Raw genomic sequence first — 19942 nt, forward strand, 5'->3', positions numbered from 1 at the left:
GTTGACGAGGCCTCCTTAACATCCTGAGCATGACGGGACTCGAGCAGGCGATGGGGCTTCTCGACCGGCTGCTCGGGCGAGCGGTCGAGACGGTCCTGGCGGCGTACGGGGCCGGCCACGATCCTCGCCGCGGGCCGCAGCCGGGCTCGGAGGAGATCGCCGGGGTCGTCCGGCTGCAGCCGCGCCTGCCCTTCCGCGCCCCCGACGAGCCGTCGCCGCTCGACCTCCTCGAGCCCGGCTCCCGGCCCGCCCGGCTCGCCGAAAGGTTCCGGCTCACCGGTTTCGACCTGGGCGTGCTGATCATCGCGCTGGCCCCCGAGGTGGACCTGCGCTACGAACGCCTCTACGCCTTCCTGCACGACGACGTCAACCGGCAGCGGCCGACCGTGGACCTCGCACTCACCCTGCTGTCGGCCTCCCCGGGCGAGAAGCTCGCCCGGCTGGAGCACTTCGCCGCCGACGCGCCCCTCGTCCGTCATCGGCTGATCAAGCCGGTCCGCGGCCGGCTCGCCGAGCCGATCCAGGTCGCCGAGCCCGTCGTCAGACACCTGCTCGGGCTGGGCGGGCTGCCCCCGTGGTGCGAGCTCATCGACCCGGGTGAGCGGCCCGCGGAGCCCGCCCCGGGCCCGCGCGTCTACCTGTCGGGCGCCGACGGCCCGGCCACACGGGAGGTCGCGCTGAGCATCGCCGCAGCCGAGCGGGCGCCGCTGCTCGTGCTGGACCTCGGCACGGCCGTCGAGCACGGCTGGCCACAGGCGATGGAGGCCGCGCTGCTGGAGGCCACGCTCCGCGACGCCGTGCTCCTGGCCGGCGACCTGGACGATCTCGACGACCCCGGCGATCGGCGCGCGCTCCTGCGCGCGCTCGCCAGGCGTCACGGCACGACGCTCGTCGCAGGAACGGACGCCGCCCCGCACGGCTTCGCCGAACGCCCGGTCCCCGCCCGCCGGGCCGCCCGCCGCGTGCTGAGCGGGCTCGCCCAGCAGGTCCTCCCCCGGCACGGCTGGGACGACCTCGTCCTGCCGGCCGGCACGGTCGAGCAGTTGCGCGAGCTGTCCACCCACGTCCGGCACCGCGACCAGGTGCTCGACACGTGGGGGTTCGGCGGGGCGCTGAGCCCGGGACGCGGCGTGACCGCCCTGTTCAGCGGCCCCTCCGGCACCGGCAAGACCACCGCGGCCGAGATCGTCGCCTCCGACCTCGGGCTCGACCTCTACCGGATCGACCTGTCCGCGGTGGTCAGCAAATACGTGGGCGAGACCGAGAAGAACCTCAGGCGCATCTTCGACGCCGCCGAGGAGTCCGGCGCCATCCTCTTCTTCGACGAATGCGACGCCCTGTACGGCAAGCGCTCCGAGGTCCGCGACTCCCACGACCGCTACGCCAACATCGAGACCGCCTTCCTCCTGCAGCGCATGGACGTCTACGACGGCGTCGCGATCCTGGCCAGCAATCTCAGGCAGAACATGGACGACGCCTTCACCCGCCGGTTGCGTTTCGTCATCGACTTCCCCGTCCCCGACCAGGCCCAGCGCCTGGAGCTCTGGCGCCGCCACCTGCCCTCGCGAGCCGACGTGGAGCCCGGCATCGACCTGACCTCCTTCGCCGCCCGCTTCAAGATCACCGGCGGCAACATCAGGAACATCGTGCTGTCCGCCGCCTACCAGGCCGCCGCCGAAGGGTGCCCGATCGGCGAGCGGCACCTGCTCCACGCCACCGGCCGCGAGCACCAGAAGCTCGGCAGGCCGCTGAACGGGGTGCAGCCGTGAACGCCGTCGTCCTCGGCCTGCTGGAGCGGGAATGGCAGGCGCAGTCCGGCCGTGACGTGCCCTTCGCCATCACCAGCCGGGTCACGGAGGTGCTGGAGCTGGCCTACGGCGGCGCCGTACACGATCTTCCCGACGCCACCACGCCCGCCGGCCTGCTGGCCGCGCTCGGTCCCGCCGTGCCCTCCCCGTGGGCGCTGCGGGTGCTGACCGCCCTGTCCGCGCTCGACCGTTCCACGCCCGCACCTCCCGCGACCGCCTTGGCGCGCACCGACCCCCCACCCGCGCCGCCCGCCCAGCCCGACAGGCCCGCCGCGCCCGTCCCGCGCCCTCGGGTCCGTCTCAGCCGGCTGCTCGGCGCGCACGTGCTGGCCGGCGGGGCCGGGTTCGGTCTCGCCGCAGCATGGGGGGACTCGCCGGTCCTGCTCGGCGTGCTCGCCGCCGTCGCGGGCGCCTGGGCCGCGCTGCTCGTCCCCGCCAGGAAGCCCGGCCCTTGGAGCGTTCCACGATGACGACCCGCCAGAGCGCGCGGCGCACCCGTACGCGTGCCCGCACCGTGGCCAGGCGCTCGGCCGAGTCCGCGACCGAGGGTCCCAGGTCCGCGCTCCACGATGATCTGAACACCCGGTCGATGGCCGGTTTCGTCCAGGCCAAGCTCGCCGTAAGCCGGCCCGACGACCCGGCCGAGCGCGACGCCGACCGGGTGGCGGCCGAGGTGATGCGCTCGGCCGAGCTGTCCCGGCCGCCGATGCGGGTGCCGGACACATGCTCCCGCTGCGCGGACGACGCCCGGCCGTGCTCCGGCTGCCAGGCGGCGCGATCGGCGGAAGGCGGTGGTGGCGGCGTCGGTGGCGGCGTCGCGAGCGTGCTGGTCCCGGTCGGCGGGCAGCCGTTGCGCGCGGCGGACCGGGCCTTCTTCGAGCCGCGCCTGGGTGTGGACCTGTCGAGCGTGCGCGTGCACACCGGGTCCGCGGCCGGCGCGGCGGCCCGGTCGCTGCGGGCCAAGGCGTACACCGTGGGCAGCGACGTGGTCTTCGGGCCCGGCCGCTACGCCCCGGAGAGCGGTGAGGGGCGCCTCCTGCTCGCCCACGAGCTGGCGCACGTCGCCCAGCGCGGCGGCACCGTACGACGTGCTCCGGACGAGAGCCTGCCGCTGATCGACACGGCCAGGGCGCTGCTGACCGGCGGCCCGGTGGCGCTGGCGGGCGAGGTGTGGCTGCGGCTGTCGCCGGAGCAGAAGGAGTCCTTCATCGACAAGGCGCTGGAGGGCGCCGCGACGGTGGTCGCCCACCTGCCGGGCAACGCCGCGCTGGGCGTGCTCTGGCCGGTGTTCAAGACCGGGCTCGAGGGGTTCATCGCCCGGCTGCGCTCTTCGCGGGTGAAGACCGCGGAGAAGATCGCGGCGATGGACAAGATCGCCGGGATCGTCGCCGGCAGGAACATGGAGTTCAACAAGGCGTTCCTCGCCGGCGTGGCCAGGGGTTTCTTCGTCGAGGGCATGCTCGGCATCTTCATCATGATCCGCGACATCACCCTGGCGATGCCGCAGGTCTGGGAGTTCGTCAAGACCGTCGGCCGGACCATCGCCGGGTTCCCCGACGCCATCTCCGACCTTCTCACAGACCTACAGGGGGTCTGGCAGACCCTGGCCGGCGAGGCCGGCTCGATCGCCTCGCAGGCGTGGGAGTACGCGAGAACCCCCGGCAGGATGCTGGACGCGATCTCCTCGTCCTGGTCGGCCATGAAGGACATGGTCGGCGGCAAGGCGGGCGACCTGGCGGAAGACCTCGTCAAGACCGTCAACCAGCCGGGCAGCGAGGTGGCCCTGGGCAAGACCACCGGCGGTGTGCTCGGCGAGGGCCTGTGGGAGATCTTCTTCGGCGTGGTCACCGCGGGCGGCGGCGCGGCGCTGACCGGCGCGAAGGCCGCCCTCAAACCGGTCATCACCGTGTTCCGGCGGCTCGGCGGCAAGATCGCGAGCGGCTTCATGACGCTCTTCCGCGAGGTCCACGGCCACCTCGAACCCGCGATCAAGTGGATCAGGAGCACGGCCGCCTCGGCCAAGGGCAAGCTGGGCGAGTTCGGCGACAAGCTCGGCACCCTCATCGAGAAGCTGAAGGACTTCTTCGGCCGGCTGCTCAACAGTTGCCACGAGAGCACGCTGACGTGCAAGCTGCCCGGCACCCACAAGAAGTCTCCGCAGTTCCGTTCGGTGGGCAAGCAGCACCTGCCGAAGGTGCGCGCCCTGTCCAGGACCCTGACCCGGCAACTCGGCATCGCCGTCCGGTCCGACCGGATCCTCGACGCGCCCAAGATCGGCGCCGTGTTCGACTCGTCGGGGAAACGCCGATCGATCTCCAACAAGGCGGGCTTCCTGCGCGACAGCAGGAAGTTCTGGCGGGCGTTCAAAGACCACTTCAAGGAGGACTTCAAGCTCATCGGGAAGGGCCGGCGCGTCACGAAGGCGCTCGCCGAGAAGTACGGCTGGGACCCCAAGCACGTGGGCGACCGGCTCGTCCATCACCACGTCGCGCTCGGCCGGTTCGTGGCCGCGATCCCGGAGGGCCTGCACCACAAGTTCTCCAAGGTGATCCATGGAAAGGCCCGCAAGCGATGAGCCGGGGAGAGCACCGTGTTCCATGACCTGGACCTGACGCTGACCGTGCTGCTGAACGATGCGCCGGTCGCCGAGCTGCCCGAGCTGAGCGGCGCGGACGTCAGCTTCGAAACGCCGGACCGGAGCTTCCATCCGGCGGCCGCGACCGTCAACCTGTTCCTGCACGAGATCAAGGAGAACCGGGCGCTGCGGCACCCCGCCCCGATCGTGCACGACAACGTGCGCCGCCGGCCGCCGCTGCGGACCGACTGCTCCTACCTGGTGACCACCTGGGTGCCCGGACCGGTGGGCGCGCAGCGGGTGGTCACCGAGCACCGGCTGCTGGGGCAGGCGCTGGCCTGGCTGGGCCGGTTCCCGACCGTGCCGGAGCGTTTCCTGCGGGGCGCCCTGGCGGGCCCGGACCGGATCTACCCGCTGCCCACGGAGGTGGCCCAGCTCGACCCGGCCGATCACAACGGGGACTTCTGGGCGGCCATGGGCGTGCCGCCCAGACCGGCCTTCCAGTTCACCGTCACGATCGAGCTGGACCTGGGCTTTCCCCGGCGCGAGCATCCGGTCGCGAGCGTGGAGGTCGGGCATCCGGGCGAGCCGGTCGTCGCGTTCGGCGGGCGGGTCACCGACGCGGCGGGCGCGCCGGTGCCGGGGGCGCGGGTGGGGCTCCAGCCCACGGGCCGGACGGCGCTCACCGACGCGGCCGGGCGCTTCGCCTTCGACCAGGTGTCGCCGGGCGACGGCTACCGGCTCAGCGCGACGGCGCCGGGCCACGACCCGGTGGACCGGCCGATCGTCGTGCCCGATCCGCATGGCCACTACGACCTGCACTTCAGGTGAGAGCGAGAAAGGCGAGCGCATGGCCGTACGAACCTCCTATCCCGGGGTCTACATCGACGAGTTCGCCCCGGCGCCGCCCATCCAGGGGGTGGGCACCTCGACCGCGGCGTTCGCGGGTCCCGCCGCGCGCGGGGAGATCGACGTCCCGGTGAAGGTGACCCGCTGGGAGACCTTCCTGCGGGTGTTCGGTGATCTTCCGCTGTCCGGCCGCTATCTGTGGTACGCCGTGCGCGGCTTCTTCGACAACGGCGGGCAGGTCTGCTACGTCACCCGGGTCAGCAACGGCGTCTGCTCCTCCGCCGAGATCGGTAACGCGGCCGGCGAGCCGGTGTTCCTGGTCAGGGCGGCGACGCCGGGCACGGCGGGCGACGCCATCTCCGTACGCGTGGAGCACAGGGCGCTGGTCACCGGCGCGGAGCTGTACCGCCCGTCGGCGCGGGGCACGGTCACCGGGGTCCGGCAGATCACGCTGACCACGCCCGCGGAGTCGGTGCGCTTCCGCGTGGGCGACCGGGTGCGTTTCACCGGGCCGAAGACGGACCCGCGCGTCCAGGTGGTCGGCATCGGGGGCGGGGTGATCCGCGTGGACCGTGACCTGGTCTCGGCGGTGAACGACGCGGGCACGCTCACCCTGGCCGACACCGTGCCGGGCACGACGGCGATCCGCGTCAGGACCGCCGGGCAGCTCGCCGAGGGCGTGCTCGTGCCCGGCACCACGCTGACGCTGGTCCAGGGCGCCGTCACCGAGACGGGGATCGCGCAGGAGGTGCGCCAGGAAGGCGAGGTGGAGGACGGCGCCTGGGTCTACGGCGTCACCCTCAGGCAGGGCCTCGCGCACGGTCTCGTCCTCGACCCGGCCGGGGCGGCGGCGGGGGTGAGCTCGCGGGAGTTCACCATGACCGTCGGCTCGGCCGTCTATCGCGACCTGGCGCTCGATCCGGCCCATCCCCGCTACTACCTGCCGCTCGTGAACGACGGCCCGGTCGTCGTGCGGCCGGTCGATCCGGCTCCGCCGGACGGGTTCCCGGCGGCGGGGAGCACGAATCTGGCGGGTGGCGGGGACGAGGATCTGAGCACCCTGGACGCGGGCGACTACATCCGCGCGTTGACGGCGCTGCGGCCGATCGACGATGTCAACCTGCTGGCCGTACCCGACGCGACGGACCTGCCCGACACCGACACGCTGGCGGTGCAGCGCCGCATCGTGGAGGACTGCGAGCTGCTGATGGACCGGTTCGGCGTGCTGGATCCGCAGGCCCGCGACCTGCCGCCGTTCGGCGCGGGCGCCGCGCCGGGCATCGACACCCAGCGGCGCACGCTGAGCTCGGCCCGCGGATACGCGGCGCTCTACTACCCGTGGATCAAGGTCCTGGCGGCGGACGGCGGCCCGCCGGTGCTCGTCCCGCCGTCGGGTCACGTCTGCGGCGCGATCGCCAAGGTGGACGACACCGCCGGGGTGTTCAAGGCGCCCGCCAACGTCTATCTCAACGGCGCCCTCGACATCCAGGCCAACGGCAACCTCATCGACGCCGAGCACGGCGAGCTCAACCTGATGGGCGTCAACGTCATCCGGGTGCGGCAGGGCGGCCGGCCGCTGCTCATGGGCGCCAGGACCATCGCCGACGACCTCAACTGGCAGTACGTCAGCGTGCGCCGCCTGTTCCTGTTCCTGGAGGAGTCGATCCAGGAGGGCATCCGCTGGGCGGTCTTCGAGCCGAACAACCTCGAGCTGTGGCAGAAGCTCAAGCGCGCCCTCAACGCCTTCCTGCATCGGCAGTGGCAGGACGGCGCGCTGTTCGGCGCCACCGCGGACGACGCCTTCCAGGTGCAGATCGACCAGGCGCTCAACCCGCCGGACGAGCAGCGGCTGGGCCGGCTGCACATCAGGATCGCGCTGCGACCCACCTATCCCGCCGAGTTCGTCGTGGTCCATATCGGGATCTGGGACGGCGGCGCCGAGATCAGCGAAGGCTGAGAGGAGAGCGGGCCATGCCCAGACCAGTGGATCCGTACCGGAGTTTCAACTTCCACGTCGAGATCGACGGCATCGCACAGGCGGGGTTCACCGAGTGCACCGGGTTCTCCGCGTCCGTCGACCCGGCCGACTATCGCGAAGGCAAGGACGGCCCGGCCATCAGGAAACTCCCCAACCTGGCCAAATACTCCAACCTCACGCTCAAGTGGGGGCTGACCGACTCGCGAGACCTGTTCGACTGGTTCATCGACGTGACCATCGGCAAGATCAGCCGCCGGAACGGCTCGATCATCGTCTACGACCTCGACGGCATGACCGAGAAGGTCCGATGGAACTTCTTCGAGGCCTGGCCCACCAAGTGGGACGGCCCCGACTTCAACGCCACCGGCACCACCGTCGCCATCGACACGCTCGAGATCGCCTACGAGCGGCTGAGGAGAGAGTAATGATCGCCACCGAACGGCCCTTCCGGCTCCCCGTCGGCTATCTCGACGACGACGGCACCTTCCACCGCGACGGCGTCATGCGCATGGCGACGGCGGCGGACGAGATCCTGCCGCTGCGCGACCCCCGGGTGCAGAGCAACGAGGCCTACCTCATCGTCATCCTGCTCTCCCGGGTGATCACCCGGCTGGGCACCCTGGAAACGGTCACGCCCAAGGTCATCGAGAGCGTCTTCGCCGCTGACCTCGCCTATCTGCAGGACTTCTACAACCAGCTCAACCTGACCGGCGAGGGTGGGGCGCGGCCGGCGTGCCCCACCTGCGAGCACCGTGAGCTGGAGGTGAACGGTGCGGGGGGATCGTAGGCTACCCCCTCGACTCCCTCTACGGGGAGGTAGCCTTCCTCGCCTACCACTTCCACTGGCCGCTCGGCGACCTTCTCGGCCTGGAGCACGCGGACCGGCGGCGGTGGGTGGCGGAGGTCTCCGCCATCAACCGGCGCATGCTGGAGGCGGCCGAGTGAACCGCCGGCTCGCCTGGGCCGCCCGCATGGCCGCCCGCCTGGCGGGCCGCCGGCGCCGGCCGGTGCGCCGCCCGGCCGGGCCCCTGGTGCTGCTCCGGGTGTGGCGCCCGGTGTCGGTCACGGTCACGCGCCACACGTCCTCCACGGTGAACCTGGTGAACCTGGTGAACCTGGTGGGCCGGGCGGGCCGGGCGGGCCCACCGAGGACGGCGAGCACGCTCGTCGTGGCTCGTACGGTCCTGCTCACCGGGCCGTCGCGGACGACCGTGGCCCGGCTCGGCGGCGGTTCCCGCGACCTCCGGCGGGTCGAACGGACCGTCAGCCGGAGCCGCACGCGCACGACCGCCACGCTCACGTCCCGCCGGACCGTGCGCGAGCGGCACACCGGCTTCACGCTGATCCGCCGCGACGGCACCCGGTCCGCGGCGCTGCCGCACCACCGCCACATCCGGGTCGAGCACCCCGCGCGGGAGTGGCGCGGCCCGGGCGGCGAGCCTGTCACGGGCCCGCCGGTCCCGGCCGGTCCCGTGGTGACGCGGGTGCCGCCGCGCCCGCCCGTCCCCGGGCCCGAGCCTCGGACGGCGGCGGACCCGGGGCCGCCGCCCCTGCCACCACCCGCGCTCGACCTGGACCGGATCACCGACGACGTGGTGCGCCGCATCGACCGGCGGATCGTCGCCCACCGCGAACGGCTTGGACGGATCTAGAGGAGCCACGATGCCGCTGGAGAGATTGACGATCACCCCGCTGGACGCCAGGGGACGCCCGCAGCCCGGCCGCCGGGTCAAGGTCCGCTACAACCCGGAGGAGTTCACGGTGAGCAAGGACAACGCGTTCGCCGTGCAGGGCGTGCCCGGTCTGGGCTCGCCGATCGTGCAGTTCGTCAGCGGCAACCAGCGCACGCTGGAGATCGAGCTCTTCTTCGACACCTACGACAACGAGCAACTGCCCAAGACCGACGTCCGGACGGAGACCGGCCAGGTCGCCGCGTTCATGGAGCTCGACTCCGACCTGCACGCGCCGCCGGTGGTCGAAGTGGCGATGGCGGCGTGGAGCTTCCGCGGCGTTCTCAGCCGGGCCAGCCAGCGCTACATCCTGTTCATGCCCGACGGCACGCCCGTACGTGCCCGCATGGCCTGCACGTTCATCGAGTACGTGGACCAGGAGCAGGCGGCCAGGGTGGCCAACCTGCAGACCGCCGACTACAGCAAGGAACACGTCGTCGCCGGTGACGAGACGCTCTCCTCGATCGCCGCCCACCTGTACGGCGACGCGGCCCTGTGGCGGCCGATCGCCCTGGCCAACGGCCTCACCGACCCGCGCGGGATCGCGCCGGGCGACTCGCTGCGCGTGCCCGCCCTGCCCTACGTCAACCCGGCGACCTGGGAGGTGGAGGAGTGAAGCAGTACGCGCCCGGCTTCACCGTCACCATCGCCGGCCGGCCGCTGCCACCCGCCCTGCGCGCGAGCGTCACCGCCATCCGCTACCAGGACGGGCTGGAGGGGGCCAACCGGCTGGAGGTGAGCATCTCCGACGAGCGGCTGCGCTGGCTCGACGATCCGCTGCTGGCCGTGGACGCGCCGGTCGAGCTGAGCCTGGGCTACGCCTCGGGCCCGCTGGAGATCGTCTTCACCGGCGAGATCACCGGTGTGGAGGCGGCCTTCCCGTCCTCGGGCGCGCCGGCCCTCACGGTCGTCGCCCACGACTTCATGCAGCGGCTGACGATCGGCGCCAAGGACCGGGCGTTCGCCGTCAGCCTGCCGTGCGTCGGGAAGTTCCCGCTGCCCGATCCGGTGATCGCCGCGGCGGTCTCGGCCACCGACCTGCTGGTCCCGGTCATCGACCCGGTGGGCGCGGCGCTGTCGTTCCTGGCGCTGACGGCCACCTACGCGATCAGCCCGGCGGACGCCGCCCGTTCCATCCGCATCCAGCGGGGCCAGAGCGACTTCGAGTTCCTGTCGGGCATCGCGCGGGACAACGGCTGGGACCTGTTCATCGACCACTCGGCCGCTCCGCGCGGTCATGTGCTGCGCTTCCAGTTCACCGGGGCGGACTCGGCCCCCGAGGCCACGCTGCGCTGGGGCGAGTCGATCGTGGACTTCACCCCGCGCGTCTCCACGGTCGGCCAGGTGGCGACGGTCTCCGCCCGGATCTGGGTGTCGGCGCTCAACGCCGAGTTCGTGGTCGTGCTGGGCTGGGACTACGACCGAGCCGCCTTCGACCTGCGGGTCTATCCGGCCATCGCCTACCCGGACGCCGAGCGGACCGGGACGCTGACCGTCGACGCGGACGGCCCGGCCACCGCGCCCCGCCGGATCCTGGGCGAGCTGATCCCCCGGCTGAACAACCGGCTCACCGGGAGCGGCACCGCCATCGGCGACACCCGGATCAAGGCGGGCCGGCTGATCTCCCTGGACGGTCTAGGCGCCCGGTTCGGCGGCCTCTACCGGGTCACCCAGGCCACCCACACCGTCGATTCCAGTGGTTACCGCACCGCGTTCGAGGTGCGCAAGGAGGTCTGGTTCCGATGAGGCTCTACGACTCCGGCGGCAAGAGCGCCGAGCACACCGCGACGAGGCTGCTCAGCGGCGTGGTGGTCAACGACTGCGAGCTGTTGCCGCAGGGCAACGTGCTGGTCCGGGTGCCCGCTCTCGACCAGGAGATGTGGGCCCGCCTCGTGGCGGCGGGCGGCGGCCCCGGGGCGGGTTTCTTCTTCCAGCCCCGGATCGGCGACGAGGTGCTGATCGGGGTCACCGGTGCCGAGGCGTTCGTGCTGGGCGGCATGTACAGCCCGGTCAACGGCCCGCCGGTGAGCAACACCGTCGACGCCAAGACCAAACGGATCATCAAGAGCGGCCTGGGCGGCGGGGTCGGGCACCGCATCGAGCTGGACGACGCCCGGCAGAGCATGTCCATCCACTGCGTGACCGGGCACGAGATCACGGTCGGGCCGGCGGAGATCGCGCTGACCAACCCGGCGGGCTCGCTGACCATCACCCTGCGCGACGCCGACCAGACCATCGTGATCAGCGGGGTCAACATCGAGCTCAGCGCCAAGGCCAAGCTCACGCTGAGCGGCGGCCTGATCGACATCACCGCGAAGGGCCCGCTCGTCCAGCAGGGCAAGCCCATCAAGATCAATTAGGGAGATCCGGATGCCTCCAGCCGCCCGACCCGGCGACCCGACCGGTCACGGCACCCCGTTGACGCCCGGCCCGCCGGGCTGCAGCCTCGACGTGCTCATCGGCGGCCGGCCCGCCTGGCGCGTGGGCGACGTCCACGCGTGCCCGCTGGTCACCGGCCTGGTTCCGCACGTCGGAGGCGCGGTGGTCACCGGCAGCCGGACCGTGCTGATCAACGGGCGGCCCGCCGTACGGGCCGGTGACCAGGTGGTGGAGAGCGGGCCGCCCAACCCGATCGCCGCCGGCTGCCCGACCGTGCTGATCGGGGGCTGAGCCGATGCCGGACTTCCTGGGCGTGGGCTGGGCCTTCCCGCCCGGCGTGACCGCGGCGGGCCAGACCGCGACCGCCGGCCATGAGGAGGACGTACGGCAGGCGATCGTGATCATCCTGGGCACCGATCCCGGCGAGCGGGTGATGCGCCCCGACTTCGGCGCCGGGCTGTCCGCCTTCGTCTTCGAGCCGGTCACCCCGGTCACCCTGGCCAGGCTCGAACAGCGGGTACGCGAGTCGCTGATCACCTGGGAGCCCCGCATCGACGTGGAGTCGGTGGTGTGCGTGCCCGAGCGCTCGACGGTCGACATCGAGATCCGCTACCGGGTGCGGGCCACCAACACCCTGCACAACCTCGTCTACCCCTTCTACCTGGAGGAAGGAGCGGGCCGGTGAACCTCGGCGACCTGCGTCCCGGCTACGTCCCCGAGTGGACGCCGGGCGAGCACGACCCCGGCACGGCGCTGCTCGCGATCGCCGCCCGCTACCTGGCGATCATCGACGAGCGGCTCGGCCTGGCCCCCGACAAGCACTACGCCGTCCTGCTCGACCTGCTCGGCGCGCGGCCGGGCCCGGCCAGGCCCGCCTCCGCGACCGTGGTGATCACGTTGGCGGAGGGCGCGCCGGACGCCCGGCTGCCCGCGGGAACCCGGCTCGCCGCGCCGCCGCCTCCGGGCGGGCAGGCGCAGGTCACCTTCGAGACGGAGCAGACGGTGGGGCTGGCGGGCGCCCGGCTGGCCGAGGTGGTCAGCCTGTGGCCGGGGCGCGACCAGTACATCGCGCACGACCCTGCCGCTCCGCTGCGCCCCTTCGACGGACGGCTGCTGCGCAACACCCCGCACCTGCTCTACCTCGCCCACGACCGGCTGCTCGACCTCGGCGGGCGCGCCGAGATCACCGTCGGCTTCGCCCTGACCACGCCGTCGGACCGGCCGCTCGACCTCGCCTGGGAGTACTGGGACGGGTCGGACTGGAGCCCGTTCCTCGACACGGGCGACTCCTGCGCCGGGCTGACCCGCGACGGGAGCTACGTCCTGCGGGCCGACTGCGCGAAGACCAGGCCGGTCGAAGTCGACGGCGTGCGGTCCCGGTGGATCCGCGCGCGCCTGGACGAGACCCTCCCGGCCGACCCGGCCAGGGTGCTGCCCGAGGTCTCGGCGGTGACGCTGGCGACCACGCTGACGCGCTCGTACGCGTCCATCTGGCAGGTGGGCGAGCGGGCGGGAGGCCGCGACGGCAAGGTCCTGGCCCGGCTCCGGGACGGCTCCGGCGTGCCGCTGGCGGGGGTGCCGGTGTCGGTGCTCGTGTCGGTGCTCGTGTCGGGGCCCGTGTCGGGGCCCGGCGGGTCCGCCGGCGAGCAGCAGACCGACGGCGACGGCGAGGTGGTCCTGGACGCGGAGGCCGGCGACACCGTCGTGGTCCGGCTGGGCGGCTTCGCGCAGGAGCATCGGCTCGGCGGCGGCGACGTGACCGTGACGTTCGGCCTCGACCTGCTCGCCCCCGACATGGCCGTCGCGGACGAGGTGGAGGTGGACCTGTCCAGGCCCTTCCACCCGCTGGGCGTGCAGCCGCAACCGGGCGCGACCTTCTACGTGCGCAGCGAGGAGGCGCTCGGCCGGCCGGGCGCGCGGGTGCGGGTCTACGTGCGGCCGGCCCGTACGCCGGAGGACGAGCTGACGCCGCCGGCCGGCTCGAAACCGCTGCCGCACCTGGTGAGCTGGGAGTACTTCGACGGCGGCGGCTGGCGGGCGCTGCCGGTGGACGGCTCCGGCACGGCGCCGGGCGCGTTCAAGGGCCACGGGTTCTTCGAGCTGACCGTGCCCCGCGACCTGTCGGAGACCGAGGTGAACGGGCAGCGCGGCAGGTGGCTGCGGGCCAGGCTGCTCAGCGGCGGCTACGGGCTGGTCCGCACGCTGGAGGGCGGCCTGGAGTTCGTCGTCGGCCAACCGCCGGCGCTGGCCGATCTGCGGTTCGGCTACACCTGGCAGGACGGGCCCGTCGCGCCCGCCGCCTTCCGGACCTACAACGACTTCGCCTACGGCCAGTCCGCGACCCCGTTCTCCCCGGTCTCCGACGAGACACCGGCGCTCTACCTCGGGTTCGACCGCAAGCTGCCCGTCGACGACGTCGGGCTGCTCTTCGACCTGTCCGGCGAGCCCGATACGCCGCCGCTTTCGTGGGCGTACCACGACGGCCTGAACTGGAGCGAGCTCGCCGTGTCGGACGGCACCCGCAACCTGTCCGTGCCCGGCACGGTCCGGCTCATCGGCCCGGAGGGCAGCCGGCCCCACCCCCGCTTCGGCGAGCCCCGCCACTGGTTGCGCGCCCGGCTCGCCCAGGATGGTCCGCCGGGACGTCCCGACATCCACGCCGTTCACCTCAACGCGGTCCCGGTGGCGCAGCGGCAGACCGTCACCGGCGAGCCGCTGGGCCTCAGCACCGGCACGCCCGGTCAGTCGTTCCCCTTCCGGGTGCTGCCGCTGCTGCCCGGCCCCAGGATCGAGGTGCGTGAGCTGTCCGGCAGGCGGGCCGAGGTCGAGTGGCGCGCCCTGGCCGACACCGGTTCCCTGCGGCTGGTCCACGACCGGCTCGGCCACGTGACGGAGGCGTGGGTGACCTGGCAGGAGCGGCCCGACCTGCGCGCGTCCGGGCCCGCCGACCGGCACTTCGCCGTCGACCACCACCGCGGGCTGGCGCTGTTCGGCGACGGGCGGCACGGCCTGGTGCCGCCGGACGGCGCGGCCGTCGTCGCGACCGCCTACCACGCGGGTGGCGGGCCCGTGGGCAACCTGCCGCCGCACAGCATCACCCAGGTGCTTGGGGCGGCGGCGGCCATCGAGACGGTGGACAATCCGGCCGCGGCCGACGGCGGGTCGGCGCCCGAGCCGGTCGAGAATCTGCTGCGGCGCGGCCCCGGCCTCCTCCACGCCCGGGGCCGGGCCACCACACCCGCCGACTACGCGGCGCTCGCCCTGGCCCTGCCCGCCGTCGCCGACGCGTGGGCCTTCCCGTGCCTGGACGCCTCCGGACGGCCCGCCGCCGGATGGGTGAGCGTCGTGATCGTCCCGCACGGCACCGAGCCCCGGCCCTACCCGTCCCTGGCGCTGCGCGAAGAGGTGGCGCGCACGCTCGCGGCCCGCGCGCCCGCCACGGCCAGGGTCAACGTGACCGGGCCCGGTTACCTGCCAGTCGACGTGTCGGCGACGCTCGTGCCGCGCTCGCGCTCCGCGGCGGGCGCGGTGGAGCAGGCCGCCCGCCGGGCGATCGCCGCCTTCTTCCGGCCGCGGGGCGGCGACGTCCCGGTGGCCCGGCTGGCCGCCCTGCTGGAACGGCTGGACGGGGTCGACCACCTGGAGGAGCTGGTCCTGACGGCACGCGGCGTGACGCACGCCGACAACGTGCCGGTGCCGGACGGCCTGCTGGCCACCGCCGGCGACATCCGGCTGAACGTGATCGGAGGCTGAGCCGTGCCCTTCCCGCAGCCCCGCCTGGACGACCGGCGCTGGCGTGACCTGATCGACGAGGCGCGCTCGCTCATCCCGTACCGCGCGCCCGGGTGGACCGACCACAACGTCTCCGACCCCGGCATCACGCTGTCCGAGCTGTTCGCGTGGGTCGCCGAGATGGACCTCTTCCAGCTCGACCAGATCTCCGACCGGCTGCGCCAGACGATGCTCTCCCTGGCCGGCCTGCGGCGCGAACCCGCGGTCCCCGCCACGGTCACCCTCTCACTGTCGGGGGACGGGGTCGTGGTCCCGGCCACCACCGAGATCGCCGGGCCGCGCGGGCTGCTCTTCCGCACGCTCGAACCGGTCCTGGCGACCGGGGCGCGGCTCACCTCGGTCGAGGCGGCCGGTGAGAAAGTGGCCGTCGGCGCGCCGTTCACCCCGTTCGTCCGGCCGGGCGAGGCCCTGGTGCTGGGCTTCAGCGAGCCGCTGCGGCGCGGCGCGACTCTCGCGATCACCGTGGACGGCACCGAGATCGTCACCCGGTGGGAGGGTCGCCTGCACGGCCGCTGGCGGGCCCTGGAGGTCGAGGACGGCACCCGAGGGCTCAGCAGGAGCGGCTCGGTGCGCGTCCGCACGCCCGGCGCCGCGCTCATCAGATGCCGGTACGTCAGCGGTGATCTGGACGCCCCGCCGGTCGTCCGTGAGCTGGCCGTCAACGGGGTACGCGCCGAGCAGGCCACCCCGGCCGGCACGCTGACCTGGCCGATCGCCCCCGGCGCGGTGATCGAGGGCCCGGTCCGGCCCGGCACGACCCTCCACGCGGCGATCCGGCTGGACGACTCCGGTGCGATCACCCGCCTGGAGGCCGGCCGGCCGGGCACGCCCGGACTGTTCGTCCTCGAGGTCTCCCCGGCCCGCCTGACCGTCGAGGCGCTCCTGCTCGGCGCGGGCGACGACGCGCCCGGGCAGCGGCACCACCTGCCCGCCGCCCCGGTGACCACCGAGATCTGGACGCTCGAAGCGGAGTGGCGGCGCTGGCTGCTGCGCGACGACCTCGGCGGGTCGGGGCCCGCCGACGCGCACGCCGTCCTCGACCCGCTGACCGGCCTGGTGCGCTTCGGCGACGGCGAGCGCGGCCGGGTGCCGCCGAGGGGAGCGCCGATCGTCGTGCTGACCCGCCGGACGGCCGGCTCCGCCGGCAACGAGGCCGCCGGGTTCGCGGTGGCCGACACACCCCACAACCGGGCACTGGCCGTGCCGGGCGTGCGGATCACTCCCGCCGCGCCCGCCGCCGCGCCAAGCGTGCGGATCCTCACTGCCGGGCCCACCCCCGTACCCGGTGTGCGGGTCGCTCACGTCTTGCCCGCGGCCGGGGGCGTGGACGCGGAGGGTGTGTCCGATGTGTGGGCGCGGGCGGAGGGGCTGCTCGACCGGGCGACCCGGGCGATCACCCTCGCGGACTGCGAAGAGCTCGCCGCCGCCACCCCCGGCGTACGGCTGGCCCGGGTGGTGGCGCTCGCCGGTGTCCATCCTTCGCTCCCGTGCGTGCCCGCGCCCGGCGTGATCACCGTGGTGCTCGTGCCGTACCTGCCCGCGGGCCGTCCCATGCCGAGCCCCAGGCTGCTGCGCGCGGTCGCCCGCCACCTGTGCGGCCTCCGGCCGCTGGGCTCGCGGTTCGAGCTCACCGGCCCGGTCTACACGGAGCTGTCCGTCCGCGCGCGGGTGCGCGTCCTTCCCGCCGCCGACCCCGACGCCGTACGGCACGACCTGCTGCGCGCGCTGGACGCCTGGCTCGACCCGCTCACCTGGCCGCTGGGCCGGGACGTCTACCGCACCGAGGCGCTGACCGTGCTCGACCAGGTGCCAGGGGTGGACCGGGTGTCCGGCGTCGAACTGCTCGCCGGGGGCGAACCGGCGTGCGGCAACCTCCGCGTCGGCCCGCTGGGGCTGGTCACCGCGGGCGAGCACACGATCGAGGTGGAGCGGCCATGCGGCTAGAACGACTGCGTCACGTGTCCGGGCAACTCCTGCGCGCCCGTGACCTGCGCGATCAGCTCGCCTACGAGGAGCGGCTGCGCGCGCTGCACGAGCGGATCCCGCACCCGCCCGCCACGGACACGCCCCACGTGGCCTCCGGCGGCACTCCGGGCGACGGCACGCCGTGGCGGCCCTGGCGGCGGGCGGGCGAGCGGACCGCGATCGGCGTCGAGGTGGCGATCGACACCGGGGCCCACGGGTTCACCGACGTGCCCTGCTACTTCGCCTGGCAGTCCGCCGCCGGCCGTTCGCGGGTGCCGGTGCTCCTGCCGTACGTCGAGGACGTCAGCGCCACCGCGTTCGTGTTCCGGCTGGCCCTGCGCGGCCTGAGCGACACCTGCCCGGACGCGCTCGTGGCCATCGCGCTGGCGGAGCGGTGGTCGGTCCGCTGGATCGCCGTCAGCCGCCCGGTCGACCTCCTGGAAGGGGAATGAGCATGGACGCCCGTTACACCGAGCGGCTGCGCTTCTTCGATGGACAGCAGCTCTACGCCGAAGACCTCGACGGCCTGGAGGCGGCCAACCGGGAGCTGCGGTGGCTGCACAACCGGAGCCTGCACCAGCCGGGCGTCGGCGCCGGGCTGGCCGTGCACGGGCCGCTGGGTTCGGCCGTGGTCCTGGTGCAGGCCGGGTACGCGCTGGACGCCGCGGGCCACGAGATCGTGCTGACCGAGACGGAGACGCTGCGGGTGCCGCCGGTGGCGGGCGAGGGGGACGGCGGGCCCGCGTTCTTCGACCTCACGGCGTCCTATCCGGCCGATGAGGAGCTGGAGGAGGCGGAGACGAGGCAGGGGGTCTGCGCGCCTCGGGGGATCGTCCGGCTCCGGGAACGGCCGGCGTTCACCTGGGTGCGGCTCAAGCAGGACGTCTCCGGCACGTTGCGGCCGGTCGACCCGCGCCATCGGGCGGATCTCGAGGCGGGCATGAAGATCATCCTGGCCCGTGCGCAGGTGCGCGAGTGCGTGCTCGCGGCGGACGTCTCCCTCGCCCAGCGCAGGACGTCCACGGTCGCCGACCGGCCCCGCGTCCGCTGCGACACCGGCTACGCGCGGTGGACGTGGTGGAGCGTTCCCACCGGCGCGGATTCGGTGATCCAGGGGGTGGAGGCGACCATCGGCACCGAGGCGGCCGGCTTCGCCCAGACGCCCTGCTACTCGGCCAGGGTGGCGGGCGAACGGCCGCTGGAGGTCACGTACCAGGAGGAGGGCGACGACGTGGTGACCGTGTTCGACGGTCCCGTCTACGTCGAGGAGCCGGCGAGAGCCTCCTTCCGCTGCCGGGTGGTGCTGCTCAGCCCCGACCACGAGGTCAGTGAGGCGGCCATGGAGGCGATCGTGTCCGCCGTGCGGTCGCAGTGGGCGGTCACGTGGCTCGGGATCGAGGGCTGATGAATCACCGCTACCTGAACCGCGAGGGGCGCTGGCTCGGTTTCCGGTGGTCCGGCCTGCGGCTCGGCGCCGACGGCTCCTTGCGGCTGCATCCCCTGCCCCTCGGGGCCGTCGCCGACGAGGGCTGGGCGGCGCCGCCCGGCCCGCTGGGGGTCGTCGCGGTGCCGGGCGGAGCCGTCTACTTCACCGACGGCCACCGGCTGTACGTCGTGCCCGACTGCGAGCGCGACGCCACCGGCTGCTTCGGCGGGCTGTGCGAGCCCCGCGGCCTGGCCTACCACCCGGGCCGCCGCGCGCTGCTGGTCGCCGACGCCAGGGACGACCGGGTGCTCGTCCTCGACGCCGGGACGCTGCGGCCGTCGCAGAGCTGGAGCGGGCTACCCGGGCCGCGTTCGCTGGCCGTCGACGGGGCGGGGACGGTGTACGTCGCCTGCCGCGACGCGGTCCACGTCATCGACCGGTGGGGCAACCGGGCGCCCGGCCTGCCGTACGCCGACGAGGTGGCCGCCGGGGGCGGGCGCGTCTTCCTGCTGGCCGGCGGGACGGTGACCGTGCTGCCTGAGAGCCTTGAGGAGGGGCGGGCCTGGCCGACCGGGCTGGGGCGGCCGATGGGGCTGGCCGTCCGCGGCGACTACGTCTACGTGGGCGACAACGAGCGCCGCGAGCTGGCCGTGTTCCTGGTGGACGGCGAGCGGGCCGGGCGGGCGCGCGGCTTCGCCGGGCCGGTCGCGGCCTTGGGCGTCGACGGGGATCGGCTGCTGGTCCACCGTGGACGCGCGGAGGTTCCCGTACGGCTCGGGGCCGAGGGCGCGTACGGCGAGCGGGGCGCCCTGTGGGGCGGGCCGATCGACAACCCCAGCCCGCACCGCGACCCGCTGCACCTCGTGCGGGCCCGGATCTCCGGCTCGCGGTTCCGCCTCTTCCTCGGTTCGGCGGAGCCGGTCGGCGCCCCGTTCGAGGACCCGGCCTGGCGTCCGGCGGCGTTCGACGCCCCGCACACCACGATCGCCGGCAGGCCGCTCGACCGGCTCTGGGTCGGCGTGGAGTTCACCGGCGACGGCCTGAGCACTCCCGTGCTCTCCCAGCTCAGGGTGGACTTCGACCACCACACGTACCTGGAGCGGCTGCCGCGGATCTACCAGCGCGACCCGGCGTCGCGCGAGTTCCTGCGCCGGTTCCTGACGCTGTTCCAGAGCGGGTTCGACGAGACGCGCGGCCGGATCGCCGACCTGCCCGACCTGCTGAACCCGCTGACCGCCGACCCGGCCGAGCTGGCCGCCCGGCTCGGCCTGGACCTGCCGCCGCACCACCGGCGGCGCGCGCTCGCCGGCGCCTTCGCCACCCACGCGCGCCGCGGCACCGCCGCGGGGGGGGGGGGGGCGGGCGCCCCGCCCGGCCGGGGGGGGGGCGGCCTGGCCCCGCCCCCCCCCCCCCCCCCCAGGTGGGGGGGGGGGGGGGCGC

Annotated in this window: 20 protein-coding genes; all 20 read left to right on the forward strand. The window is 73.9% G+C overall.

The genetic code is table 11. From position 1 onward, the window contains the following. Positions 1 to 29 precede the first annotated feature (29 nt). Complete coding sequence (locus AB0I15_RS60665; RefSeq protein ID WP_358118443.1) at positions 30 to 1769, forward strand: ATP-binding protein; 1740 nt, start codon at positions 30 to 32, stop codon at positions 1767 to 1769. Continuing rightward, entirely contained in the window at positions 1766 to 2278 is a 513-nt protein-coding gene (locus AB0I15_RS60670) for a hypothetical protein (RefSeq protein WP_358118444.1), read from the forward strand. Before AB0I15_RS60665 ends, AB0I15_RS60670 begins: the two co-directional genes overlap by 4 nt. Next, positions 2275 to 4383: a DUF4157 domain-containing protein gene (locus tag AB0I15_RS60675; RefSeq protein ID WP_358118446.1), complete on the forward strand. Its 2109-nt coding sequence runs from the start codon at positions 2275 to 2277 to the stop codon at positions 4381 to 4383. Before AB0I15_RS60670 ends, AB0I15_RS60675 begins: the two co-directional genes overlap by 4 nt. Before the next feature lie 15 nt (positions 4384 to 4398). Beyond that, positions 4399 to 5214 carry a Pvc16 family protein gene (locus tag AB0I15_RS60680; RefSeq protein WP_358118447.1) on the forward strand — a complete coding sequence of 272 codons (816 nt, stop codon included), beginning with the start codon at positions 4399 to 4401 and terminating at the stop codon, positions 5212 to 5214. 1001 nt (positions 5215 to 6215) lie between these two features. Next, complete coding sequence (locus tag AB0I15_RS60685; RefSeq protein ID WP_358118479.1) at positions 6216 to 6287, forward strand: hypothetical protein; 72 nt, start codon at positions 6216 to 6218, stop codon at positions 6285 to 6287. A gap of 23 nt (positions 6288 to 6310) precedes the next feature. Continuing rightward, the gene (locus AB0I15_RS60690; RefSeq protein ID WP_358118480.1) at positions 6311 to 7189 is read left to right on the forward strand and encodes a phage tail sheath subtilisin-like domain-containing protein; all 879 of its coding nucleotides are present in this window, start codon (positions 6311 to 6313) and stop codon (positions 7187 to 7189) included. Positions 7190 to 7203: 14 nt separating this feature from the next. After that, on the forward strand, positions 7204 to 7635 hold the full coding sequence (locus AB0I15_RS60695; protein ID WP_358118449.1) for a phage tail protein: 432 nt from the start codon (positions 7204 to 7206) through the stop codon (positions 7633 to 7635). Then, positions 7635 to 7997, forward strand: a complete 363-nt coding sequence (locus AB0I15_RS60700; protein ID WP_358118451.1) for a hypothetical protein — start codon at positions 7635 to 7637, stop codon at positions 7995 to 7997. Before AB0I15_RS60695 ends, AB0I15_RS60700 begins: the two co-directional genes overlap by 1 nt. Continuing rightward, complete coding sequence (locus AB0I15_RS60705) at positions 7991 to 8155, forward strand: DUF6760 family protein (protein WP_358118481.1); 165 nt, start codon at positions 7991 to 7993, stop codon at positions 8153 to 8155. The genes AB0I15_RS60700 and AB0I15_RS60705 overlap by 7 nt, the downstream gene beginning before the upstream one ends. Then, the gene (locus AB0I15_RS60710; protein ID WP_358118453.1) at positions 8152 to 8862 is read left to right on the forward strand and encodes a hypothetical protein; all 711 of its coding nucleotides are present in this window, start codon (positions 8152 to 8154) and stop codon (positions 8860 to 8862) included. The genes AB0I15_RS60705 and AB0I15_RS60710 overlap by 4 nt, the downstream gene beginning before the upstream one ends. A gap of 10 nt (positions 8863 to 8872) precedes the next feature. Further along, positions 8873 to 9556 (forward strand): LysM peptidoglycan-binding domain-containing protein, encoded by a 684-nt coding sequence (locus tag AB0I15_RS60715; RefSeq protein ID WP_358118455.1) that lies wholly within the window; start codon positions 8873 to 8875, stop codon positions 9554 to 9556. Further along, positions 9553 to 10686, forward strand: a complete 1134-nt coding sequence (locus tag AB0I15_RS60720) for a hypothetical protein (RefSeq protein WP_358118457.1) — start codon at positions 9553 to 9555, stop codon at positions 10684 to 10686. Before AB0I15_RS60715 ends, AB0I15_RS60720 begins: the two co-directional genes overlap by 4 nt. Further along, a complete protein-coding gene (locus tag AB0I15_RS60725) occupies positions 10683 to 11300 on the forward strand; it encodes a phage baseplate assembly protein V (RefSeq protein ID WP_358118459.1) in 618 nt (205 codons plus the stop codon). The genes AB0I15_RS60720 and AB0I15_RS60725 overlap by 4 nt, the downstream gene beginning before the upstream one ends. A gap of 10 nt (positions 11301 to 11310) precedes the next feature. Beyond that, positions 11311 to 11610 (forward strand): PAAR domain-containing protein, encoded by a 300-nt coding sequence (locus AB0I15_RS60730; protein ID WP_358118461.1) that lies wholly within the window; start codon positions 11311 to 11313, stop codon positions 11608 to 11610. 4 nt (positions 11611 to 11614) lie between these two features. Then, the gene (locus AB0I15_RS60735) at positions 11615 to 12004 is read left to right on the forward strand and encodes a GPW/gp25 family protein (protein WP_358118463.1); all 390 of its coding nucleotides are present in this window, start codon (positions 11615 to 11617) and stop codon (positions 12002 to 12004) included. Continuing rightward, complete coding sequence (locus AB0I15_RS60740) at positions 12001 to 15072, forward strand: baseplate J/gp47 family protein (protein WP_358118465.1); 3072 nt, start codon at positions 12001 to 12003, stop codon at positions 15070 to 15072. The genes AB0I15_RS60735 and AB0I15_RS60740 overlap by 4 nt, the downstream gene beginning before the upstream one ends. 3 nt (positions 15073 to 15075) lie before the next feature. Next, positions 15076 to 17055 carry a baseplate J/gp47 family protein gene (locus tag AB0I15_RS60745; RefSeq protein ID WP_358118467.1) on the forward strand — a complete coding sequence of 660 codons (1980 nt, stop codon included), beginning with the start codon at positions 15076 to 15078 and terminating at the stop codon, positions 17053 to 17055. Continuing rightward, positions 17046 to 17528 carry a hypothetical protein gene (locus AB0I15_RS60750; RefSeq protein ID WP_358118469.1) on the forward strand — a complete coding sequence of 161 codons (483 nt, stop codon included), beginning with the start codon at positions 17046 to 17048 and terminating at the stop codon, positions 17526 to 17528. The genes AB0I15_RS60745 and AB0I15_RS60750 overlap by 10 nt, the downstream gene beginning before the upstream one ends. A gap of 2 nt (positions 17529 to 17530) precedes the next feature. After that, positions 17531 to 18481 (forward strand): hypothetical protein, encoded by a 951-nt coding sequence (locus AB0I15_RS60755; protein WP_358118470.1) that lies wholly within the window; start codon positions 17531 to 17533, stop codon positions 18479 to 18481. Next, on the forward strand, positions 18481 to 19942 hold a 1462-nt coding region (locus AB0I15_RS60760; RefSeq protein WP_358118472.1), incomplete at its 3' end, for a hypothetical protein. The genes AB0I15_RS60755 and AB0I15_RS60760, both read left to right, overlap by 1 nt.

Origin of the sequence: Nonomuraea sp. NPDC050643, assembly GCF_040654715.1 — a bacterium.
In the GTDB taxonomy this organism is placed as follows: domain Bacteria; phylum Actinomycetota; class Actinomycetes; order Streptosporangiales; family Streptosporangiaceae; genus Nonomuraea.